Source organism: Planococcus sp. SSTMD024 (genome assembly GCF_041320495.1).
Taxonomy (GTDB): domain Bacteria; phylum Bacillota; class Bacilli; order Bacillales_A; family Planococcaceae; genus Planococcus.
This window is the reverse complement of sequence record NZ_JBGGNS010000023.1, coordinates 423491-444896: the sequence shown is the minus strand read 5'-3', so window position 1 is coordinate 444896 and position 21406 is coordinate 423491. Positions and strand designations below refer to the sequence as shown.

Genomic DNA, 21406 nt, shown 5'->3' with positions numbered 1-21406 from the left:
CTATTCCTTGCCGTTATATAGTTATCGTACACGAAACCATCATCCTAGCATAATAAAAACTCCCCCGGAGGAGAGTTATTGTGTCAGCTTATCGAGATGTTCAAAAAAGTTCGGGTAGGAGATTGAAATGCAGCCCGGGTCGTCAATTGTCACAGCACCATCTGCGATTAATGCAGCAACTGCGGCCATCATGCCGAGGCGGTGATCGCCGTAGCTATTCATCGCTGCGCCAATCAACGGGGTCGGGCCATGTATGACCATTCCGTCTTCTGTCGCTTCGATATCGGCACCGAGTTTTTTCAGTTCGGTGACAACTGCCTGTATGCGGTCGGTTTCTTTGACACGCAATTCTTCCGCATCGCGGATGACCGTCTCTCCTTGCGCTTGCGTTGCCACAAGCGCAATCAATGGAATTTCGTCGATCAATCTTGGAATGACATCGCCGCCTATATCCGTCCCCCTCAAAGAAGTGCTGCGGACCGTCAAATCAGCCGCTTGTTCCCCTTCGGATGTGTGGCCGCTTGCTTGAATATCCGCACCCATGGCTTTGAACACGTCAAGCAAGCCTGTTCGCGTCGGGTTGATGCCGACATTCTTTAATGTGATTTCGCTGCCTTTTGCAATGAGCGCGGCACCGATCAAAAACGCAGCGGATGAAATATCGCCAGGCACCTGGACATGTGCCGCTTGCAGTTCCTGTCCGCCTCTCAATGAAATGACATCGCCTTCGCGTGAGATGTCCGCCCCGAAATGCTTGAGCATGATTTCCGTATGGTCGCGAGACGGCACCGGTTCGTGGACAGTCGTCGTCCCTTGCGCGGTTAATCCCGCAAGCAGCACGGCCGACTTCACTTGTGCACTCGCCACAGGCATCGTGTAATCAATAGCCTGAAGAGCTGTTCCTTGCACGGCAAGCGGCGTGAAATGGCCATTGGCACGCCCACGGATATCCGCCCCCATCAAACGCAGCGGTTCAACGATGCGCTTCATCGGGCGGCGTGCGATGGATTCATCGCCGGCCATGACTGAATGGAAATCAGTGCCCGCGAGCAAGCCGAGCATCAAGCGCGTCGTCGTACCGGAGTTTCCGGTATCCAACACGACATCCGGCTCTTTCCAGGCCTTCCTGCCGCCGCTTTGCACCGTCACGTGCTCGCCATCTATCCGGATCTCGATGCCGAGTGAACGGAAACAGCTGATGGTGCTCAGGCAGTCATCACCCATCAAGAAACCTTCGATGGTCGTCGTTCCCTGTGCCAGCGCTCCGAACATGATGGCGCGATGTGAGATGGACTTATCCCCAGGCACTTGGACGCTGCCCGTTAGCGCAGGTTTTGCGTAGCTGATCGTTTTGGTCATGAATTTCATTCCTTTCAGGAAATATACGTATCGTACACAGTGCGTTCGGAAAAAACGCGTTTCGCATTTGCCCGGTCTTCCGCTGTCTGGAAACTAAGGACGAGAATCCCGAAAACATCTTCGCGGGTCTCCAAGATCCTCAAATTGACGATGCTGATGCCAGCTTCCGCCAGATACCCTGTAAGCTCTGAAATGATTCCCGGCACATCAGGAATATCGATATACAAATCGAATACGGAATACATGGCGCCATGCCCTGCAACCGGCAGTTCATCACGCGTTTCCTTCGCTTTCGCAAAAAAGCGGTGAATCGGCTCCGGCTCATTGCTCTGCAGGATCTCGCGCAAATGCGTCATCTGGTCCATCCAGTGGTCCAGCTGCTCGACAATCATTTCATTGTTTTGTGTCGTGATGTCGCGCCACATATCCGGATTCGCAGAGGCGATGCGCGTCGTGTCGCGGAACCCGCCTGCTGCAAGCTGCCGGGCAAACGGGTACTGCTCTTCCCGGTCCAGCTGGTGGACCAGTGCGGCAGCAATCAAATGGGGGAAATGGCTGACAATTGCTGTCATATGATCATGTTCTTTCGCTTCCAGCACTTTAATCTTCGCTTTGGTGACTGACAACAGATTGACCAGCCTATTTACATCTTCCTCAGCCGTCCCCTTGCCAGGCGTCAATATATAGAAAGCATTTTCAAATAACACGTCTTTGGCTGCTTCGACGCCGCTTTTATGGGAACCGGCCATTGGATGGCCGCCGATAAAGGTATGCTCCAGCTTTGCTGCAGCTTCCATGATTTGGACTTTAGTGCTGCCGGTATCTGTCAAAATGACATTTTCCTTTAAACCCCAATATTTACTCTGTTCCATTAATTTCACAGTGGCGCCGACCGGTGTCGCAAAAATGATGACATCAGCCGCAGCAGCTGCCTGCTCGAGAGAAGGCGGCGAACTTTGGATGATGCCCATTTTAAAAGCTTTTCTGGCAGTCAATGCGTCCGCATCATAGCCCGATACATGAACATCTTCATTGCGCTGCAATGCTTTCGCTAACGACCCGCCAATCAATCCGAGGCCGATAATGAGGACTTCTGTTTTCACGCTTGGCTCACCTGGCTTTTCTGTGATAGATCGGGACGCAGCTTGACAGCGTCATTCATGTAAATGTGCTGGATCTTGTCCTGTGCAAGTTTCGTGTTGACATGCATCATGACACGGATGCAAAGCGGCATGCTGCCGGGCACATCCATTTCATGCGTACACATGACCGGCACATACGTCCAGCCCTCGATGGTGCGTACGGCCTTTGCAGGAAAAGCTGCAGAAATATCCGTCGTTGTCGACACGATGACCGAAGCCACTTCATCCGGTTCGATGCCGTTTTCCTTGGCCATTTCCAAGACCAAGCGGCGCGTTTGCTCCAAAATTTCGGGCGCTTCATCTTTCGTGATGGTGATGGCGCCTCTGACTCCTCGAATCATCAGATCATCTCCTTGATCGTTTTTCTCAGCTTATCGTAAGCCGCTTGCGCTTGTGGTTCTGGGATGGTTTCGATATATGGCCGGCCGACTGCGCCAAGCAAAACGAAGTTCAGCGCGGCAGCGGTCGATTTTTTGTCTTTTTTCATATAGGGCAAGAGTTCTTCAAACGGCATGTCCATCAATAGCCCGAGTGGATAAGCATTTGCTTTTGCCCAGTCCAGGAAGCGCGGCAACTCCGGACTTTTGGATAATTCGAGCGCATAGGCCATGCCGAGCACGACGGCTTCCCCGTGCGTCAGTTTGCCATAGCCCAGATGCGCTTCGATGGCATGTGCCAATGTATGCCCGAAATTGAGGAATTTACGGACTCCTCCTTCGAATTCATCTTCTTCGACAATCGCCGATTTGACGGCGATTCCTTTTTCAAGATGGCCTTCAAGTTCCTGTCCAGTCATCCCGGTAAAATCCTGATAAGCCAGAAGTTCATCAAGCCAGCCTTCATTCGATATGAACGCATGCTTGATTACTTCAGCCATCCCCGAGCGGATTTCGTTTTCAGGCAGCGTTTGGAGAAAGTCTGCGTCGTAGACGACCGCACGCGGCTGATAAAAGGTCCCGATCATATTCTTGCCGAGCGGGTGGTTGATGGCGGTTTTGCCGCCCACAGCACTGTCATGGGCCAAGATCGTTGTCGGCACTTGGATAAAAGGCACACCGCGCATGAAAGTGGACGCGACAAATCCTGCCAAATCCCCGACGGCCCCTCCACCGAAAGCAAGGATGACCGTATTGCGCGAGCAATTCTCCGTAAGCAAAAAGCTGTGGCAATCCATAAAGCTTTCAGCGGATTTTGCCCCTTCGCCCGCCGGGACTTGGAAAACTTTCGGCTGGAAATCCTCCAGCGCATCGAGCAGCTGCGGCAAATGCAATCCAGCCACTTTGCTGTCGGCGATCACAACGACTTGGTCAGCTGCTCCAAGCAAATCGCTATAGCGCTCCGCGAATAGCTTGACCGCCCCTTGCCCGATATGCACCGTATATGGATGTTCAGTCTCGACGCGCAACTCCCTCATGGATTAAAACTCCTTTGTATAGGCTTTATAGCTATCGATGTTTTCTTTCAGCCTCGGCAATTGATCCGCATCGAATTGTTCAAGCAGTGCATTTGCCGCTTCAAACGCCACAACATGCTCTGCGACAATCGAAGCAGCAGGGACCGCACAGCTGTCCGAGCGCTCGATGCTTGCCTGGAACGGCTCTTTCGTTTCGATATCCACGCTCTTCAAAGGCTTATACAGCGTTGGGATCGGCTTCATTACACCGCGTACGATAATCGGCATGCCAGTCGTCATTCCGCCTTCAAAACCGCCAAGGTTATTTGTGCTGCGGCCATATCCTGCTTCTTCACTCCAAATAATTTCATCGTGGACTTCACTGCCCGGGCGGCGCGCCATTTCGAAGCCAAGGCCGAACTCTACACCCTTGAACGCGTTGATGCTCATGACCGAAGCTGCGATTTTCGCATCGAGTTTGCGGTCGTAATGCACATAGCTGCCGATTCCTGCTGGCATGCCTTCTACGATGACTTCTACCGTGCCGCCGATCGAGTCGCCATTTTTCTTCGTGGCGTCGATCAAATCGGTCATTTCTTTTGTTTTTGATGAATCTGCGCAATAGACGGCATCCTGCTCGACAATGTCTCGAATTTCATCTGCAGATTTTCCGATATAGCTTGACGGGTCGACTTTAATGCCGCCGATTTCTGTCACGTGCGACACGATCTTGACGCCAAGTTCAGCAAGCAGCTGCTTGGCTACTGCGCCGACTGCCACGCGTACGGTCGTTTCTCGTGCAGAAGAACGTTCCAATACGTTCCGGAGGTCGCGGTGGCCGTATTTCATGCCGCCATTCAAATCGGCATGTCCCGGGCGCGGACGCGTTAATTGGCGTTTCACTTCATCGGTTTCTTCGATCGGCTCGATGCCCATGACATTTGTCCAATGCTTCCAGTCATCATTTTTGACGACCAATGCGACAGGAGAACCTAAAGTCTTCCCGTGGCGGACGCCTGAAACGATCTCCACCGTGTCGGTCTCGATTTGCATGCGGCGGCCGCGGCCATGGCCTCCCTGGCGGCGTTTCAACTCTTTATTGATCATTTCCGCCGTCAAAGGCAATTGCGCTGGCAACCCTTCAATAATGGCGGTCAATTGTGGACCGTGAGATTCTCCTGCTGTTAAGTAACGCATGTACGCTTTCTCCCTTCAACGTGCTAAAGTATTTAATTATCACTATACCACATGGCATTTGTTCAATTCTATCCTAAATATGAAGAAAACTAAACATTCGAATAGCATTAAACCCGCGCCAATAAAAGAAACCGCTTACATTAATCCGTTGTTTCGCGCGCTGCTCGATTCTTACCATCGCTCTTGAAAATAAAAAAATGCAGCCGTTTGCACGGCCGCATTTTTCAAAATCTGGATTAGTTAACCCAGCTGTTCATAGTTTTTTCGTAAGATACCAATTCTTCTTCTTTGAAGAACAAGCCGATTTCGCGTTCAGCGCTTTCAGCTGAATCAGAACCGTGGATCATGTTTTTCCCGACAGTAACTGCGAAGTCGCCGCGGATTGTTCCAGGAGCAGCATCTTTCGGGTTTGTAGCTCCCATCATTTGACGCGCAGTCAAGATGACGTTTTCACCTTCCCAAACCATTGCGAAAACTGGTCCAGAAGTGATGAAGTCCACAAGTTCGCCGAAGAATGGGCGTTCTTTGTGCTCGCCGTAATGCTGTTCAGCAAGCTCGGTCGGGATTTGCATCAATTTAGCGCCTGCCAAATGATAGCCTTTTTTCTCGAAACGGGAAACGATTTCACCGATGACATTGCGTTGGACACCATCAGGTTTTACCATCAAAAATGTTTTTTCCATTATAGAACACTCCTCTGTTAAAAAGCTCGGGCACTTTGCCCACCTTAAAAAATACTATCATTGTCCGATCATTTGTCAACTGGAAACTAAAACTTTCGCTTGCCGATGAAAAAGGCGATTTTGCGCATCGTTTTCATCGCGGGGCCTTTCGGCAAATAGTCCAGTTCTTTCAGCGCCTTTTCCAAATAACGTTCACTCATCCGCTTCGCTTCATCGACCGCACTGCTCGTGCGAATCGTGCGAACGATTTCCAGCCGTTTCTCGTCGGAAATGTCTTGGTTCAAATTCTCGCGGAGCATCTGATAGATCCGGGGGTTCCGCCGCGCGTATAAGATCGGCAAAGTGATGTTGCCTTGGATGAAATCACTGCCGGCCGGTTTGCCCAATTCCTGGTCGCTGGCTGTGAAATCGAGGATATCGTCGATAATCTGGAACGACATGCCGATGAAATAACCGAAACGGCGCAAATGCGCAGCAGTTTTCTCATCGGTCCCCGCCACCAAAGCACCCAATTCACAGCTGGATGAAATCAATAATGCGGTTTTTCGTTTGATGCGGCGCAAATAATCCCGCAAGTTTTGGTCGAGCCTGTATTTGTCCTCGATTTGAATGATTTCCCCGCGGCACACTTCGATCAATGTCTTCGACAGGATATCGTGGATTCTTGGCGATTCGATTTCCGTGATCCGCTCCAGCGCCCTGGCCAGGATGAAATCGCCGGTATACATCGCTACGCTATTGTTCCATTCCGACTTGACGGTCGGGCGCCCTCTGCGAATCTCCGAATCATCTATGACATCATCGTGGACCAAAGACGCCATATGTATAAGTTCCAATGGCACAGCGACGCGCTTCAGTAATTCGATATCATACTCCCCGAATTTTCCGGCAAGCAAAACAAAAACAGGGCGGATCCGTTTTCCTCCGGCCTGCAATAAATGAAGGGAAGCATCATTTAATAGAAGGGATTCGGAATCCACTGCCTGTTCCAATTCTTTTTCGATCAGTTCCAGTTCCGGTTTCAGGTCGGAATAGAGCAATTTCAACTTCATCTTTTCCACTTAATAACCTTCTCCCGCTTGTTTACTTTTTCAATCCCATATGGAGGGCAGCAGCCCCTCCTGAATACGGTTTGTATTTCACTTTATCGAACCCGACTTTGCTGAAGAGTTTCGCAAGGTCTTTCATGCCCGGGAATGTTTTGGCTGATTCCTGAAGCCACGAATACTCTTTATAGCTTTTCGCAAAGAGCTTGCCGAATACGGGCATGATGAAACGGAAATACATCCGGAAAAACGGCTTGAAAAGAAGGCTTTCAGGCTGTGAAGTCTCCAGGCAGGCAATCATGCCCCCGGGTTTCAAGACACGGTGCATTTCGGATAACACCTGTTCATAATCCGGCACATTGCGCAACCCAAAGCCGATTGTCGCAAAGTCGAATGAATTGTCCGGGTAAGGCAAAGACATTGCATTTCCTTGCACCAATTCGATTTGGGGCATATGGGCTGTTTTCTGGTGGCCGACATTTAGCATGTTTTGGCTAAAGTCCAATCCGACTACGCGGCCTGTAGGCCCTGCCGCTTCACCGAGTGCAATCGTCCAATCCGCTGTCCCACAGCAGACATCGATGCAGGCCGCGCCTTTCGCTACTTGCATTTTGTGCATCGTGTCGTTGCGCCATTTATTGTGCTGCTGAAAGCTGATGACCGAATTCATCTGGTCATAGTTTTCGGAAATTTTTTCAAACACTTCGTGAACTCGTTGTTCTTTCGTTTTCTGCATCATCGTCATCCTTCTCGCGTCAGCGGTTCAGCGCTATGCCGATGCGGAATAATTTGGTGGAGCAATACATTCTTAAGCTCAAAATCCAGTTCGCAATCATTGCTGGATTGCAAAATTTCATTCTCTAAAGTTTCCAGGCGGTCAGTTAGCCAACGCTCGATGAATGCTGAGTGGACCAATGTTCCGCTGAGCAATCTCAGGAGATAGCTGAACTCACCCTTCTTCAACGCATCCAGCTCTTCTGTATAGCGTATATACAGCAAGGATTGTTCCATCAGTTGCCTGTAATGGTCAAATCCATTCTCTTCGTAAAACGCATTCAGCAAAGCCGTTTCGATCACTATCGCTGTATCCTCCACTTGCTCCGGCTGCTGGATCGCATGTTCATGGAAGGATGCTTTCTTTTCGCTCACCTGAATGATTGCTGTAGCGAGCTTTTGTACCATTTCGATATTTTTCCCCTCAGCCAGCAATTGGTAATAGATGCCGCTGTAAAAGTCTCCAGCGAGCACTGTCAATTGCTGCTCTTTGCTGATCGGCATTTCTTCTTTCACCCGGTCATGTGCGTGCAGCGCAGCGTAGACGATCGCCACTGTCCGAGCGCTTGTCTCCATTTTGCCCGACCATTGCTCCCCGTTAAAAAACGGCAGCAGCAAGAAAAACAGGCGCGCCTCCTTAACAAAAGGCCCTTCCGTCAACTGGTCTAGCGTTCGTTGGCGGACTGCTTTTAGTACGTCGATTTCCATGGAGATGATTTTGGATTGTATTTGTTGTCCGTTCATACTGCCTGCTCCATTCATAGGTTAGCCATAGCTCATATTATAGCATATTGCCCTCATGGCCTTCACCATTAACGCTTATTTTTTCGCGTCGCTTTCAATGATGCCGTGCGCGGAATGGATTTCCGCCTTGCCGCGGATTTTCATCGCCGATGTATGTTCGGTGAATTGGGCGATCATCACTTCGCCGCGGTCGAGTTTTTCCGTATGATGGAATTTTGTATCGTTTCCACGCGTCAGCCCGATAACGTTGACGCCATCTTCCTGTGCACGGATAACGACATATTCAGTCTGTGCCATTGTTTACACCTGCTTTTCCATAGTTTTAGTTCATATTGATATAGGTAATAACTTCCGACCGCTTGATGTCATCTGTCTCCAATATCCCTCGTGACACGGCCGTGACGGTCTTCGAGCCCGGCTTCTTGATGCCGCGCATCGTCATGCACATATGCTCTGCCTCGACCATGACGTACACGCCGTGGGGATTCAAAGTCTCCATCATCGAGTCAGCAATGGTGGAAGTGATCCGCTCCTGCAATTGAGGCCGTTTTGCGACTGTTTCGACCGCTCTGGCCAATTTACTGAGCCCTGTGACCACTCCGTCGCGCGGGATATAGGCAATATGCGCTTTTCCGAAGAATGGCACCAAGTGATGCTCGCACATCGAATAGAACGGAATGTCCTTGACCAATACGAGTTCTTCGTGGTTTTCATGAAACACGGTGCGGAAATATTCTTTCGGGTCTTCTTTCAATCCAGCAAAAACTTCCGCATACATTTTCGCAACGCGTTTCGGGGTATCCTGCAGCCCTTCACGGCCCACATCTTCACCGACTGCCTCCAAAATCATTCCGACAGCTTGCTCTATTTTGTTCAGATCTACGTTATGGCTTTTCATATCTATCACGTTGTTTCCTCCTGTAGAAAAAATCACTCTATTTGGGGCAGCGGTTGAAAACAGCCATTGATCATCGCAGTTTCACGCGCCTATTTCTGCTGAGCTGAGAGACAACTCCGCTTTTCTCACCTGAATTGTAGCATTTACGGGGGGTATTGGCAAAAACGGGGCCGAAAAAAAAGAATGGCCTTTGCAAGATTAGATCTCGCAAAAGCCATTCTATGTACAGTAGCCGAAGCTTATTTCACTGCGTCTTTAAGTGCTTTACCTGGCTTAAAGGCAGGAACCTTGCTTGCGGCGATCTCGATTTCAGCACCTGTTTGTGGGTTGCGTCCTTTGCGGGCCGCGCGCTCACGAACTTCAAAGTTACCGAATCCGATCAATTGTACTTTGTCACCTTTAGTTAGAGCATCTTGAATCGCTTCAAATGCAGCGTCAACTGCTTTCGCAGCGTCTTTACGAGAAAGTTCAGCCGCTTCTGCAACAGAGTTCACTAATTCTGTTTTGTTCATGCTATTCACCTCCTCTCAAAGGGGATGCTTGCCATCAATCCTGTAAAAAGAGTATCACAACGAAAATCGCATAGCAACAACAAATAGGCCGCATTTCAAAGAAAAACACCAAATACTCCCAGTATTTTCAAAAACATGTGGATTTCAGGCGAATCCGTGCTGTATCAGGGTTTTTCTTCGGTCAAAAAAATGGGCTCGCCATTTTCATCAATGGTGTATGGAAGTGAATAAGCAGGCACGACCGGGCTGTTTTCGTAAAGGATGAAACGGATATCCTGCCCTGCTTCAAGTTCGCCCTCATAGCTTTGGATTGCCTCATACAAATCAATGGAATAATCGATATAGACATCGCCTTGGCCGGTGATGACCATCGGCAGCATTTTGCCGCTGTATGGGCTTTCAACCATCGGCTCTTCATTGAAGCCCATCGCTTCGTGATTGAATTTATAGACATTGTCGGCAAGGATATCCGAGATGGGGGCCCTGCCGCCATTCGCGCTCTTTCTGACATTGACAGAACGGATGCCTTCCGCTATCCGAAGGTCGACAAGCTTGACGGTGGGATTTTCATCTACATCCATCAAGACATACTGGTAAATCCCGCCGACTTCAAACGCATTGCTCGGGATCTCAGCTGTAAAATCCGGCACGATTTTAGCGAAATCGACCGGATATTTGATGAATTGGTCGACGTCCATATCACGCGTCTTGATCGGCAATAAGCCGCCATTGGCCTCCTGGTAGCGTTCAACCGCTTGTTGTACGGTAGCCAACTGATCTTCATAGGGAATCTGATTTTCCGCCCGCTCGCTGCTGGGATATGCACAAGCCGTAAGGAGGCTTGCTGTCAGCAGGACGAGCAGCAACGCTGTTGTTTTTTTCATAATGTCCATCCCCTCAGGCGCCACCGGTCGGTCCGCTGAATACAGTGAAAACCATAATGAAGAAGCCCAGGATCAGCAGAACGTACGCGATCAGCGCAAATAGAAATTTCAGGATGCCGTTTTGCAATTTGTACCGGCTCAAATAAATCATCCCCATGGAAATGATCAAAAAAGCGATGCCTGCAAACGATACCCACATTTTATCCAAAGAACTCATGAATAAGCCGCCTTTCGTGGAGTTTCAGTCAATAGTATAGCATAAAAAAAGAAGGGGCAGCAGCAAGCAGCCCCTCCGTTTGTGACAATTACAGCAAGTCAATCAAATCTTCCATCTCATTTTTCTTCATGCGGCCCATCAACGCTTCCACGGCATTCTCCGGCTTGACGCCTTCAAACAATACCGCATACAAAGCTTCCGTTATCGGCATGGGCACTTTGTATTCAGCGGCCAATTGATGGGCGGCTTTTGTGGTCCGGATTCCTTCGACGACCATGCCCATTTCGCTGAGGACCTCATCGACGGTTTTTCCTTTGCCGAGCATATTGCCTGCCCGCCAGTTGCGCGAATGGACGCTCGTGCATGTAACGATCAAGTCGCCTACGCCCGATAAGCCTGAGAAGGTCAAGGGCGTTGCGCCCATCTTCACGCCGAGGCGTGCAATTTCAGCCAGGCCTCGCGTCATGATTGCGGCTTTGGCATTATCGCCGTAGCCGAGGCCATCGGTAATCCCCACAGCCAATGCAATGATGTTCTTCAAAGCCCCGCCGATTTCCACCCCGATGACGTCGGTATTCGTATAGACGCGGAAATAGGAGTTCATGAACAGGTCCTGGACACGGTTCGCCGCTTGCGTATTTTCACACGCTGCGGTAACGGTAGTCGGATGCTCTTGGACGACTTCTTCTGCATGGCTTGGCCCCGACAAAATAACGACGTCTTCGACCAGTTCAGCCGGGATTTCTTCGCGGATCATCTCGCTGATCCGCTTAAGCGAATCCGGTTCGATGCCTTTTGACACATGGACGAACAAGCCTTTCTTCGTCATCCGCTCCCGAATATCCCGTGAAACTTCACGAATGGCCTTTGTGGGAACGGCCAATACGAAAATATCTGCGTGCGCCACCGCTTCATCGAGGTTTGCTGTCGCTTTCAATGAATCCGGCAAGCGCACACCTTTTAAATAGCGTTCGTTCGAATGCTGATTGATCTCATCCGCCTGGTCTTGGCGGTGGGTCCACAATAGAAGATCATGGCCATTTTGGGCGAGTACATAGCTGAGCGCCGTCCCCCAGCTTCCTGCACCAAATACAGTGACTTTTTCCATCTTTATCTCTCCTTTATCCTGCTTTAAGAAAATCAAACTCCCACCTCTTCAAGTGGGAGCCCTGATGTTCCGTAAAGTCCGATTGGATCAAGTAATATCAACAGGAATGCAGAAAGGCCTGCTGATTGAATTTAAGTACGTGCGCGCGTAATCAACCGCAGCGGCGTGCCTTCGAAATCAAAACTTTCCCGGATGCGGTTCTGCAGAAAACGCTCGTAGCTGAAGTGCATCAATTCCGGTTCGTTGACGAACACGACGAAAGTCGGCGGTTTGACTGCCACTTGCGTCACATAATAAAGCCGCAGACGGCGCCCTTTATCGGAAGGAGCCGGATTCATCGCTACTGCATCTTCAATCACTTCATTGAGAATACTTGACTGAATGCGGCGCGAATGATTGTCATTGACGCGGTTGATGATCTCAAGGATGTTGTGCACCCGCTGCCCGCTGAGTGCAGAAACGAAAATGATCGGGGCATAATCAAGGAACAGGAAATGCTCGCGGATTTGCTGTGTGAATTTATTCATAGTCTTGTCGTCTTTTTTCAGGGCATCCCATTTATTGACGACAATAATTACCGCTTTTCCTGCCTCATGGGCATAACCCGCAATCTTCTTGTCTTGTTCCTGAATGCCTTCTTCGGCATTCAAGACGACCAAAACAACATCTGAACGTTCAATCGCGCGCAAAGCGCGGAGCACGCTGTATTTTTCGGTGCTTTCATATACTTTCCCTTTTTTGCGCATGCCTGCCGTGTCGATGATGACATAAGGCTGCTCATCGTATTCATACTGCGTATCCACGGCGTCGCGTGTCGTTCCTGCCACTTCACTGACGATGACGCGCTCTTCGCCGAGGAAGGCGTTGACCAATGAAGATTTCCCAACGTTTGGACGCCCGATCAATGAAAACTTGATGACATTGTCCGGATACTCTTCTTCGTCCTCTTTCGGGAAGTGTTTCGCCACTTCATCCAACAGATCGCCAAGGCCAAGCCCGTGCGATCCGGAAACCGGGTAAGGTTCGCCGATTCCAAGTGAATAGAAATCGTAGATCATGTGGCGCATATCTGGATTGTCAATTTTATTGACAGCCAGCACCACTGGTTTTTTCGTGCGGTACAGGATCCTTGCTACTTGCTCGTCCTGTTCCGTCACTCCATCCCGCCCGTTGACAAGAAAGATGATGACATCCGCTTCATCCATCGCCACTTCTGCCTGGCTGCGGATTTGTTCGAGGAACGGCTCGTCGCTAAGGTCGATGCCTCCTGTATCGATGATATTGAATTCGTGCGTCAGCCAATCTGCCGAACTGTAGATGCGGTCACGCGTGACCCCTGGAATATCTTCCACGATGGAGACACGTTCTCCGACCACGCGATTAAAAATCGTGGATTTCCCTACATTCGGCCGGCCAACAATTGCTACTACCGGTTTTGACATAATTAATTCATCCTTCCACTTCTGATAAGCCTATTATACACGAAAAAGAGGATGGCATCTGAATAATGTCCATCCCCTTAAATTGTCCAATATTCAGTTTTTCAAAGGAACTGCAAAATGTTCGGTCTCAAAGCCTCTCTGCTGCAGATAGGAAAGTAACTCCCCATCGATAACGGCGGGGGCGGAGCGGATATCTTCAATTGTACGTGCCCCGAGTGCGGTCATGAGCATGCGCAAATCTTCGTGCAGCCCATTGATCTCTTCGATCAGGCCGGCTTCCCCAAGGCTGACTGCGTGCTTCAGGAAACTGCCTGCAATCCCTGCAGCACCTGCGCCGAGACGAAACGCCCGGACCACGTCACCGGCGTCCTGAAGGCCACCTGAGGCCAACACGGTGCGGTTGAAGCCCTGTCGGCATTCGACGATTGCGGCAGCCGTCGGGATGCCCCAGTCTTCAAAATAAGCCAGTTTGCGTTTTCTGCGTTCATTTTCGATGCTGGCAAAATTGGTGCCGCCAAAGCCGCTCGCATCGATTGCCGCAACTTGAGTCTTGTTAAGCGCCCCAGCAGTTTCCAGTGAAATGCCGAAGCCGGTTTCTTTAACGATGACCGGCACATCAAGTGCTTCAGCAATCATGCCAATGCGTTCAAGCGCCCCGCGGAACTGCCGGTCGCCTTCTGGCATCGTCAATTCCTGGACGACATTTAAATGAATTTGCAGCGCATCCGCTTCGATCATTTCGACCGCTTCAAGTGCCTGCTCAACAGTCGCTTCACTTCCAAGATTGCCAAAGATCGTCCCGTCCGGATTTTCTTTCCGGACAATTTGATAGCTCTCGCGTTCATTTTTGTCTTTTAATGCGGCCATTTGTGAACCGACCGCCATGGCAATTCCTGTTTCTTTTGCAGCACGTGCAAGCATGGCATTCAGCTGCAAGGTCTCAGAACCGCCGCCTCCGGTCATGGCATTAATAAAAACAGGTGATTTTAGGTTCAAATCACCTGTTTTGGGTTCCAACGACACATCAGCGACGCCGATTCCCGGCAGCGCCTGATGGACAAAACGGACGCAGTCGAGCCAAGTAGCCCGGCATTGCCCGGTGGACAGTGCATAATTGATATGATCCATCTTTCTTTTTGCCCGTGACATTTATTCGGATTTGAACCCTTTTAATTTATCTCCAATGACATCACTAATCGAGAATCCGGATGCTTCTTCCGGCATATCGTATTGTGAGAAATCCTGTTCCGCTTCTTTTTCCTGAAGCTCTTTGATGCTGAGTGACAAACGCTTGTCTTCTTTATTGACTTCCAGTACTTTCACTTCAACTTCCTGGCCTTCTTGCAGCACTTCATGAGGCGTAGCGATATGCTTATGCGCGATTTGGGATATGTGCACAAGACCTTCCACTCCCGGAAGCACTTCAACAAATGCGCCGTAGCTGACAAGGCGCTTCACTGTTCCTTTGTGGACAGAACCTTTTGGCGCCTTTTCATCGATGGCATCCCATGGGCCAGGCAAAGTATCTTTGATCGACAGCGAGATGCGTTCAGAGTCACGGTCAACAGAAAGCACTTTGACTTTCACTTCCTGGCCTTCCGTCACGACGTCCGACACTTTGTCGACATGCTCGTGTGATAATTGGGAAATATGCACAAGCCCGTCCACTCCGCCTATATCGACGAATGCGCCGAATGATGCGATGCGCTGGACTTTGCCGTCAAGCACGTCCCCTGCATTGATTGAATCCATCACTTGTTCTTTCTTGGATTCTTTTTCCCCTTCCACGACAGCGCGGTGGGATAGGATCAAGCGATTGTTCTCTTTTTCCATCTCGACAATCTTAAAGGTCATGACGCGGCCTTTGTAATCCTCAAAAGATTCGACGAAATAATCTTCCACGAGTGAAGCCGGCACGAAACCGCGTACGCCAAGGTCGATAACCAGACCGCCTTTGACGACATCCTTCACTTCCGCTTCGATAATTTCACCGGATTCGAATTTCTTCTCGAGATCGTCCCAAGCGGATTCGGCATCGACTTTGCGTTTCGACAACACAAAGTTCTCGTCTTCCACTTTGGTGATGATCAATTCAAGCTCGTCACCTTCTTGGACCGAGTCTGAAGCTTTTTCGATGTGGAGGCTCGATAACTCGCTGATCGGGATGATCCCGTCGAACGGCGCTCCGTCAATTGTCACCGTTACCGCTTTTTCCTCGATTTTGGCGACTATTCCTTTTACGCGATCTCCTGTTTGGAAGTCACGGTTTTCCATCAAATTCATATCCTCTGACATAAGTAGCCCTCCTTCACAAACTATCCATCTTCTATTTTATTCGAATTCTCTAATAAAAACAAAAATAATCACTTATTTTCGGCGTTTTCATCCAGAATTTTTTGAATACTGGCCATGATGGCTTCTGTCACTTCTTCTGCGGAAGCTTTGCGTTCACGATAAGGATCCATCAAGATCGGGTCGCCGTAGACCACTTTCACTTTCCCGAACGGCTTATACGGACCGATGATGGCGCACGGCATGACATCTGCATTGCCGCGAAGGGCGAAGAACCCGGCACCGCTCAAGCCTTTTTTTAGTACGCCATCAGTCGAACGCGTGCCTTCCGGAAACAGCCCGACGACTTCGCCGCCTTTCAGCAGTTTCAACGCCGCCCGCAAGGCTTCCCTGTCGCTCATGCCGCGTTTTACCGGAAAGGCGTTGACTTTCGGCAGGATCGAACCGAGCACCGGCGCTTTGAACAATTCCTCTTTTGCCATGAAATGGACCGTTCTCGGCGCTGTCATGCCGACCACTGGCGGATCAAGCGCATGGATGTGGTTGCTGCAAAGAAGCACGCCGCCCGTTTTCGGGAATTTCTCAGTACCGCTGACCTGGAAGCGGTACAGCGGGCTCAGCGCCGTTTTCACGAGTGTTTTTCCTACTGCATACAAATTCATGATGCCACCAGCCTCTCTTCCGCCAGTTTCAAGATGGCTTCCGCTGCTTCTGCGATCGTCAAAGGAGTCGTATCCAAAAACACGGCATCCTGCGCTTGCCGCAAAGGTGCCACTTCACGTTCGGAATCCATCTTGTCGCGCTTGGCGATTTCCTCCTGCAACTCGACAAGCGGCGTTAGGATATCGCGCTTTTTATTTTCTTCAAAACGGCGCCTTGCACGTTCTTCGACTGTAGCGGACATAAACACTTTAAGTGCAGCGGCCGGCAAGACATGCGTGCCGATATCGCGGCCATCCATGACGACGCCGCGGTCTTCCGCCAGCTTTTGCTGAAGCTCGACCATACGCTTTCTGACCAGTTCGTGGGCGGCCATTTCCGACACCGCTTTCGTCACATACTGGGAACGGATCGCATCTGACACGTCTTGTCCGTCGAGCAGTACTTTCTGACCGCCTTCAACTGGGATCAAATCGATTTCGGTCGCCTCAAGCAAAGCGCCGGCTTCTTCATTGCTCGCCAAATTGATGCCTGCGTTCAACGCCTTCAGCGTGATCGCGCGGTACATCGCGCCAGTATCGATATAAATATAGCCTAATTTTTCCGCCACTATTTTAGCGATCGTGCTCTTGCCCGCAGCTGCCGGCCCGTCGATCGCGATTTGTATAACTTTCGTCAAAACTGTCACCTCATCTTATGTAATGATTTCATTTTATCACAATACGCCAAAGGTTTCGGGCAAAATCAAAACGCTCGACGAATAGTTTGAAGGCCCAAGCAGCGCAAAGAAAAAAAGCCCCGCAGCGGAAGGCTTTTGTTGTAATCAATTCGGGGTGTGCTTATGGTAATGGCTGACCGATAATTGGTGGGCCTGGCGAACTTTCCGCAAACCGAACCACCACAAGAACAGCATGAACGGGACAGCGCCGTACAATAGATTATCGTAGGCATAAAGTGACGCGTTATAAGCGATGTGCAAGAGCGACGCTGCAACTAAAGCTGCCGCCAGCCACCATTTACTTTCCTTTTTTTTGCTGAATTTTGCTTTTCCGAAGTAAAAGCCCATGACCACACCGAATAAAGCATGGCTTGAAACCGGAAGAAACGCCCTCAGGAAAGCTGCGCCAAGCCCGAATTCAAGAAGATATAGAATATTTTCGACTGTGGCGAACCCAAGCGACAAACTCGCGCCGTATAAAATCCCATCATATGGGTCTTCGAAATCGATATGGCGGAATACTGCCGCCAGCAGGACGATCCACTTGAAAAACTCTTCCAATAAACTCGAAAACAAGACGGATTTCATGAAGGCATTCTGGAATACATTCTCGGCTTCAAACACATACTGGATAAAAAGAATCGGGAATGTGAGAAGAGCGCCGTATAAAAAGCAATGAAAAATCAATTTCGACGGTTCTCCTGCAAATTGATCGCGCAAATAAAAATAACTGAACAATGCGAGCCCGGGCGCAATCGCTACCGTCAACAGCTCTAACATAGACGCCCTCCTCCATTCCATTCAGCCGGTGCTGTTAAATTTCAAACGCTTCCCTGTCAATCGCTTCATTGCCCGACAGCAGGATCGCCAATTTGATGCGCGCTTTTTTGCTGTCGTAATCGCTGCCTAAAATGACGCCGCGCATCAGCAAATCGTGCGCGCTTCCGGGATAGCTGTAAGCCGGATAGGCATTGCCTTCTTCGGCGCTCGTCGTCAACACGACCGGAATGCCGGATGTCACGGCACGTTCGACCGCTTCCACCATATGCGGGGAAATCTGCCCGCGGCCAGCCGCTTCCAAGACGATGCCTTTCGATCCGCTTTTAGCCAGCATATCGACAATCGAACCTTCCTGGCCCGAGTAGCATTTGACGATATCGACGCGCGGCATGCCGCCGGGCACGCGATGCACTTCACGCAGTACCGGCTTTTGGTAGATGCGGACCTTATCGTTATCGATGATGCCCAAATAGCCGTGGCCGAATGAGTCGAAGCCCTGCAAATTGCTGGCATGCACTTTTTTGACATATTTCGCGCTGTAGATCCGCTCATTGAAAACGACAACCGTCCCAACGCCTTTGATCACCGGGTCGACAGCAACGTAAATCGAGTTGCGCAAATTAGAGTAGACATCTGTCCCGACCGCTTCTGGGGCACGCTGGCTTCCTGTCACCACGACTGTCCGTTCATCGCCGACAGTCAAATCCAGGAAATAAGCCGTCTCTTCCAATGTATCCGTGCCATGCGTAATAACGACACCCTCCACTTCCGGATCTTCCAATTCTTTCAAAATCGCTTCCTTGACAATGTTCATTTCGGCAAAGCCGATATGCATGCTTGGCAATTGATAGACATCGATCACTTTCACTTCGATTTCGGATGGCAATTGGCAAAGCTTCGCTAAATCTTTTCCCGAAATGGCGCCTGATTTCAGCAAGCCATCGTCTGAAATGGCTTTGCTTGCAATGGTGCCCCCTGTCGTAATTAACGATACTTTCTTTTTCATGATGCACCTCTTTTGGATAATCTAGTCTATTGAACTTCTCAGTGCTTGTTTTTTCGCAATCGCTGCTGCGATTTGCTGGCCATGGAAGCGGCCATTCTCGATAAAGATTTCATTGGCATTGTTTCCGGCCGCGATGACGCCTGCGATAAACAAATCCTCGACATTGGTCTCCATCGTTTCTTCATTGAAGGATGGCCTGCCGCTTGCTGCATCGATGCCGATCCCCATCTGCCGGAGGAACTGGTGGTCCGGATGATAGCCGATCATGGCGAAGACAAAATCATTCGCGAAAGTTTCTTTCGTGTCGTTCACGGTCAATTCGACTTCGCCTTCACGGATCTCATCGACGATCGAATCGAACAGCATGGTGATTTCGCCTTGGCGGACAAGGCCGTCGAATTCCGGCAAAATCCACGGCTTGACACTTTTCGAATAGCTTGTGCCGTGATAGGACACCGTCACCCGGCTGCCGGCTTTATGCAATTCCAGCGCTGCGTCCACTGCTGAATTCTTCCCGCCGATCACCAATACGTCGCGATCGAAATAAGGATGCCCTTCCTTGAAATAATGCATCACTTTCGGCAAGTCAGCGCCCGGTACTGCGAGCTTGTTCGGATGGTCGTAATAGCCGGTTGCCACCACCACATATTTCGCCTGGTAGTCGTTTTTGTTCGTTTTAACGAGAAAACCGTCCGACGGTTCAATCGATAAAGCCGTTTCGAACGCGCGCACATCCAGCGCGTGCCGTTTCACCACTTCCCGGTAATAGACAAGCGCTTGATTGCGCTTCGGCTTGCGGTCTTCGGTGATGAAGGGCACATCGCCTATCGCTAGTTTCTCGCTGCTGCTGAAAAAGGTTTGATGCGTCGGGTAATGATAGATGGCGTTGACGATATTGCCTTTTTCGAGAATGACGGGGTGCAGGCCCATTCTCTGTATTTCGATGGCGGCCGATAAACCACACGGACCGCCTCCTACGATGATGACATCTGCATGTTCCATTTCAACCACTCCTGTATTAATGTCCATATTCATCTTATCCGATTGAGGAGCTTTGTGCCAAATGCTTCCTCCCCGGTGCAGGCTGAATTTCAAGCACATGGTATTGCGCTTTTGCGCCAAGCCGGAGCGGCAAAGTCGTCGTGCCGAAGCCGTTGCTGATGAGTTCGGTAATGCCATCTGAAGCAACCAAAGAACCCCGGTCGAATATCCCGAACGGCCCCAGCCTGATCTGGCCGCCGTGCGTATGGCCGGCCATCATCAAGCTGACGGGGTAAAATTGCTTTACATGCTGAAAGACAAAAGGCGTATGGGAAATGAAGATGACGGAATCGCCTTTCTCGACAGTGCAAAAAGCAGTTTCCACGCTGTGTTCCCGAAAAGCGAAATAATCGATTCCAGTTAATTTAAGCTTAGCATTGCCGAACAATTCAACCGATTCATCGTCAAGGATAATGGCGCTTTGTTCTTCGAGCAAGGCCCTTAATCGCTCTTCGCCGATTTCCCTGTCGTTGTTTCCGAACACATAATACACCGGTGCAAGTTTACTCAACACCCGCAAGTTTTCACGGATGCGCTGATCCGGAACCCCCCGTTCGACAAAATCCCCGCCGATGACGACGAGGTCCACTTGATCGCTGAACATATCGGGACGAAGCTTGCGCCGGTGAACGTCGGAAATGAACAACAGTTTAAAAGGAGAAAACTCAGCCTCTCCCGACAAGCGGATAACCGCAGTCTCTTTGTGTTCGCTGTGGGCGGAGCGAAACATCCACGCCAGTAGTGCCAAGCCGGCTATGCCGATCCGTAAAATCCATTTCATCATGTTCATCCTTTCCGAAGCAACAAAAAAACATAAGCTGCGCTTATGTTTTCCTGTTCAAGCCGCTATTCAATCTTCCGTAATGTCCAGAATTCGGAAGCCGGATTTTTCCAGTTCCTTCGTGAATTTATCGATATTGTTCTTTTTCTTGACCTTCAGGACGATGCGGCGCACCACTTTGTCCGTCTCGTCAAACGTGACAAGGGAAACGACCGATTCTTTGTACTTCTCGATGATTTCCCCGAGACGCCCGATGCGCCCTTCCGACTCAACCGATGTGAAAGTGATGCGGAAACCGGATTGCTGCATGCCGAACGCACTTTGCAATTGGTTGACGACGTCAAAGCGAGTGACGATTCCAAGGAATTTTCCTTCATCGACAACAGCGATGATCGGGAAATCGCGCAGTTCAACCAAAGCCTTCTCATACACATCATCGATATTCAAGTAAACATCTTGGTTGACCATGATATCTTTCACTTTTGTCGAACGGACAAAGTCATCTTTCCGGGCGTTCGAATAGAAAAACGCGCGGTATGCATGATACCAAGTGAAGATCCCTTTGAACTTGTCGCCTTCGACAACAGGCAGCGCATCCACGGAATGCTGTTCCAATAGCTCGAGCCCTTTTTCCATTGTATCTTCCGGTTTTACTGTAATGCATTTCTCTTTTTTCACTAATGCGCTTTTGACAAACATTTGCTCACCTCTTTTTAGATTCTTTCTATC

General features: G+C 50.0%; 25 protein-coding genes. All 25 read right to left on the bottom strand.

The annotated features are described in order from the left end of the window. Positions 1–75 precede the first annotated feature (75 nt). On the bottom strand, positions 76–1359 hold the full coding sequence (gene aroA, locus AB9R92_RS16535) for a 3-phosphoshikimate 1-carboxyvinyltransferase (RefSeq protein WP_370670512.1): 1284 nt from the start codon (positions 1357–1359) through the stop codon (positions 76–78). Positions 1360–1373: 14 nt separating this feature from the next. Beyond that, entirely contained in the window at positions 1374–2462 is a 1089-nt protein-coding gene (locus AB9R92_RS16530; protein ID WP_370670511.1) for a prephenate dehydrogenase, read from the bottom strand. After that, complete coding sequence (gene aroH, locus AB9R92_RS16525) at positions 2459–2842, bottom strand: chorismate mutase (RefSeq protein ID WP_068869297.1); 384 nt, start codon at positions 2840–2842, stop codon at positions 2459–2461. The genes AB9R92_RS16530 and aroH overlap by 4 nt, the downstream gene beginning before the upstream one ends. Continuing rightward, positions 2842–3915 (bottom strand): 3-dehydroquinate synthase, encoded by a 1074-nt coding sequence (aroB, locus tag AB9R92_RS16520; protein ID WP_370670510.1) that lies wholly within the window; start codon positions 3913–3915, stop codon positions 2842–2844. The genes aroH and aroB overlap by 1 nt, the downstream gene beginning before the upstream one ends. Positions 3916–3918: 3 nt before the next feature. Next, positions 3919–5091 (bottom strand): chorismate synthase, encoded by a 1173-nt coding sequence (gene aroC, locus AB9R92_RS16515; protein ID WP_370670509.1) that lies wholly within the window; start codon positions 5089–5091, stop codon positions 3919–3921. Positions 5092–5327: 236 nt separating this feature from the next. Continuing rightward, the gene (gene ndk / locus AB9R92_RS16510; protein ID WP_058380561.1) at positions 5328–5774 is read right to left on the bottom strand and encodes a nucleoside-diphosphate kinase; all 447 of its coding nucleotides are present in this window, start codon (positions 5772–5774) and stop codon (positions 5328–5330) included. Positions 5775–5860: 86 nt separating this feature from the next. Beyond that, complete coding sequence (hepT, locus tag AB9R92_RS16505) at positions 5861–6835, bottom strand: heptaprenyl diphosphate synthase component II (protein WP_370670508.1); 975 nt, start codon at positions 6833–6835, stop codon at positions 5861–5863. A 22-nt stretch (positions 6836–6857) separates the two neighbouring features. After that, positions 6858–7556, bottom strand: a complete 699-nt coding sequence (locus AB9R92_RS16500) for a demethylmenaquinone methyltransferase (protein ID WP_370670621.1) — start codon at positions 7554–7556, stop codon at positions 6858–6860. 5 nt (positions 7557–7561) lie between these two features. After that, positions 7562–8338, bottom strand: a complete 777-nt coding sequence (locus AB9R92_RS16495; protein WP_370670507.1) for a heptaprenyl diphosphate synthase component 1 — start codon at positions 8336–8338, stop codon at positions 7562–7564. 75 nt (positions 8339–8413) lie between these two features. Beyond that, positions 8414–8635 (bottom strand): trp RNA-binding attenuation protein MtrB, encoded by a 222-nt coding sequence (gene mtrB / locus AB9R92_RS16490; RefSeq protein WP_058380559.1) that lies wholly within the window; start codon positions 8633–8635, stop codon positions 8414–8416. 25 nt (positions 8636–8660) lie between these two features. Continuing rightward, a complete protein-coding gene (folE, locus tag AB9R92_RS16485) occupies positions 8661–9236 on the bottom strand; it encodes a GTP cyclohydrolase I FolE (RefSeq protein ID WP_370670620.1) in 576 nt (191 codons plus the stop codon). 239 nt (positions 9237–9475) lie between these two features. Beyond that, entirely contained in the window at positions 9476–9748 is a 273-nt protein-coding gene (locus tag AB9R92_RS16480) for an HU family DNA-binding protein (protein WP_052651392.1), read from the bottom strand. A gap of 164 nt (positions 9749–9912) precedes the next feature. Further along, positions 9913–10632, bottom strand: a complete 720-nt coding sequence (locus tag AB9R92_RS16475) for a hypothetical protein (protein ID WP_370670505.1) — start codon at positions 10630–10632, stop codon at positions 9913–9915. A 13-nt stretch (positions 10633–10645) separates the two neighbouring features. After that, positions 10646–10849, bottom strand: a complete 204-nt coding sequence (locus AB9R92_RS16470; RefSeq protein WP_058380557.1) for a DUF2768 domain-containing protein — start codon at positions 10847–10849, stop codon at positions 10646–10648. A gap of 88 nt (positions 10850–10937) precedes the next feature. After that, complete coding sequence (locus AB9R92_RS16465; protein ID WP_370670504.1) at positions 10938–11957, bottom strand: NAD(P)H-dependent glycerol-3-phosphate dehydrogenase; 1020 nt, start codon at positions 11955–11957, stop codon at positions 10938–10940. Positions 11958–12088: 131 nt separating this feature from the next. Then, positions 12089–13399: a ribosome biogenesis GTPase Der gene (gene der, locus AB9R92_RS16460; RefSeq protein ID WP_370670503.1), complete on the bottom strand. Its 1311-nt coding sequence runs from the start codon at positions 13397–13399 to the stop codon at positions 12089–12091. Between the two features lie 93 nt (positions 13400–13492). Next, positions 13493–14548: a type 2 isopentenyl-diphosphate Delta-isomerase gene (gene fni, locus AB9R92_RS16455; RefSeq protein WP_370670502.1), complete on the bottom strand. Its 1056-nt coding sequence runs from the start codon at positions 14546–14548 to the stop codon at positions 13493–13495. Then, on the bottom strand, positions 14549–15694 hold the full coding sequence (gene rpsA, locus AB9R92_RS16450; protein ID WP_274844021.1) for a 30S ribosomal protein S1: 1146 nt from the start codon (positions 15692–15694) through the stop codon (positions 14549–14551). A gap of 68 nt (positions 15695–15762) precedes the next feature. Then, positions 15763–16353, bottom strand: coding sequence for a lysophospholipid acyltransferase family protein (locus tag AB9R92_RS16445; protein WP_370670501.1), 591 nt, complete (start codon positions 16351–16353; stop codon positions 15763–15765). Then, complete coding sequence (gene cmk, locus AB9R92_RS16440; RefSeq protein ID WP_370670500.1) at positions 16350–17030, bottom strand: (d)CMP kinase; 681 nt, start codon at positions 17028–17030, stop codon at positions 16350–16352. The genes AB9R92_RS16445 and cmk overlap by 4 nt, the downstream gene beginning before the upstream one ends. 144 nt (positions 17031–17174) lie before the next feature. After that, positions 17175–17849: a glutamic-type intramembrane protease PrsW gene (prsW, locus tag AB9R92_RS16435; protein WP_370670499.1), complete on the bottom strand. Its 675-nt coding sequence runs from the start codon at positions 17847–17849 to the stop codon at positions 17175–17177. Between the two features lie 34 nt (positions 17850–17883). Next, positions 17884–18855, bottom strand: a complete 972-nt coding sequence (locus AB9R92_RS16430; RefSeq protein ID WP_370670498.1) for an asparaginase — start codon at positions 18853–18855, stop codon at positions 17884–17886. Positions 18856–18876: 21 nt separating this feature from the next. After that, a complete protein-coding gene (locus tag AB9R92_RS16425) occupies positions 18877–19857 on the bottom strand; it encodes a YpdA family putative bacillithiol disulfide reductase (RefSeq protein ID WP_370670497.1) in 981 nt (326 codons plus the stop codon). A gap of 34 nt (positions 19858–19891) precedes the next feature. Further along, positions 19892–20677 carry a metallophosphoesterase gene (locus AB9R92_RS16420; RefSeq protein ID WP_370670496.1) on the bottom strand — a complete coding sequence of 262 codons (786 nt, stop codon included), beginning with the start codon at positions 20675–20677 and terminating at the stop codon, positions 19892–19894. Between the two features lie 69 nt (positions 20678–20746). Next, positions 20747–21376 (bottom strand): CBS domain-containing protein, encoded by a 630-nt coding sequence (locus AB9R92_RS16415; protein WP_370670495.1) that lies wholly within the window; start codon positions 21374–21376, stop codon positions 20747–20749. Positions 21377–21406: the final 30 nt, after the last annotated feature.

What these genes read in the sequence shown, in the direction of transcription:
- aroA (WP_370670512.1), bottom strand. Translation starts at nt 1,359, where the DNA reads ATGACCAAAACGATCAGCTACGCAAAACCTGCGCTAACGGGCAGCGTC.
- aroH (WP_068869297.1), bottom strand. Translation starts at nt 2,842, where the DNA reads ATGATTCGAGGAGTCAGAGGCGCCATCACCATCACGAAAGATGAAGCG.
- aroB (WP_370670510.1), bottom strand. Translation starts at nt 3,915, where the DNA reads ATGAGGGAGTTGCGCGTCGAGACTGAACATCCATATACGGTGCATATC.
- aroC (WP_370670509.1), bottom strand. Translation starts at nt 5,091, where the DNA reads ATGCGTTACTTAACAGCAGGAGAATCTCACGGTCCACAATTGACCGCC.
- ndk (WP_058380561.1), bottom strand. Translation starts at nt 5,774, where the DNA reads ATGGAAAAAACATTTTTGATGGTAAAACCTGATGGTGTCCAACGCAAT.
- AB9R92_RS16500 (WP_370670621.1), bottom strand. Translation starts at nt 7,556, where the DNA reads ATGCAGAAAACGAAAGAACAACGAGTTCACGAAGTGTTTGAAAAAATT.
- AB9R92_RS16495 (WP_370670507.1), bottom strand. Translation starts at nt 8,338, where the DNA reads ATGAACGGACAACAAATACAATCCAAAATCATCTCCATGGAAATCGAC.
- mtrB (WP_058380559.1), bottom strand. Translation starts at nt 8,635, where the DNA reads ATGGCACAGACTGAATATGTCGTTATCCGTGCACAGGAAGATGGCGTC.
- folE (WP_370670620.1), bottom strand. Translation starts at nt 9,236, where the DNA reads ATGAAAAGCCATAACGTAGATCTGAACAAAATAGAGCAAGCTGTCGGA.
- AB9R92_RS16480 (WP_052651392.1), bottom strand. Translation starts at nt 9,748, where the DNA reads ATGAACAAAACAGAATTAGTGAACTCTGTTGCAGAAGCGGCTGAACTT.
- AB9R92_RS16475 (WP_370670505.1), bottom strand. Translation starts at nt 10,632, where the DNA reads ATGAAAAAAACAACAGCGTTGCTGCTCGTCCTGCTGACAGCAAGCCTC.
- AB9R92_RS16470 (WP_058380557.1), bottom strand. Translation starts at nt 10,849, where the DNA reads ATGAGTTCTTTGGATAAAATGTGGGTATCGTTTGCAGGCATCGCTTTT.
- AB9R92_RS16465 (WP_370670504.1), bottom strand. Translation starts at nt 11,957, where the DNA reads ATGGAAAAAGTCACTGTATTTGGTGCAGGAAGCTGGGGGACGGCGCTC.
- der (WP_370670503.1), bottom strand. Translation starts at nt 13,399, where the DNA reads ATGTCAAAACCGGTAGTAGCAATTGTTGGCCGGCCGAATGTAGGGAAA.
- fni (WP_370670502.1), bottom strand. Translation starts at nt 14,548, where the DNA reads ATGTCACGGGCAAAAAGAAAGATGGATCATATCAATTATGCACTGTCC.
- rpsA (WP_274844021.1), bottom strand. Translation starts at nt 15,694, where the DNA reads ATGTCAGAGGATATGAATTTGATGGAAAACCGTGACTTCCAAACAGGA.
- AB9R92_RS16445 (WP_370670501.1), bottom strand. Translation starts at nt 16,353, where the DNA reads ATGAATTTGTATGCAGTAGGAAAAACACTCGTGAAAACGGCGCTGAGC.
- prsW (WP_370670499.1), bottom strand. Translation starts at nt 17,849, where the DNA reads ATGTTAGAGCTGTTGACGGTAGCGATTGCGCCCGGGCTCGCATTGTTC.
- AB9R92_RS16430 (WP_370670498.1), bottom strand. Translation starts at nt 18,855, where the DNA reads ATGAAAAAGAAAGTATCGTTAATTACGACAGGGGGCACCATTGCAAGC.
- AB9R92_RS16425 (WP_370670497.1), bottom strand. Translation starts at nt 19,857, where the DNA reads ATGGAACATGCAGATGTCATCATCGTAGGAGGCGGTCCGTGTGGTTTA.
- AB9R92_RS16420 (WP_370670496.1), bottom strand. Translation starts at nt 20,677, where the DNA reads ATGAAATGGATTTTACGGATCGGCATAGCCGGCTTGGCACTACTGGCG.
- AB9R92_RS16415 (WP_370670495.1), bottom strand. Translation starts at nt 21,376, where the DNA reads ATGTTTGTCAAAAGCGCATTAGTGAAAAAAGAGAAATGCATTACAGTA.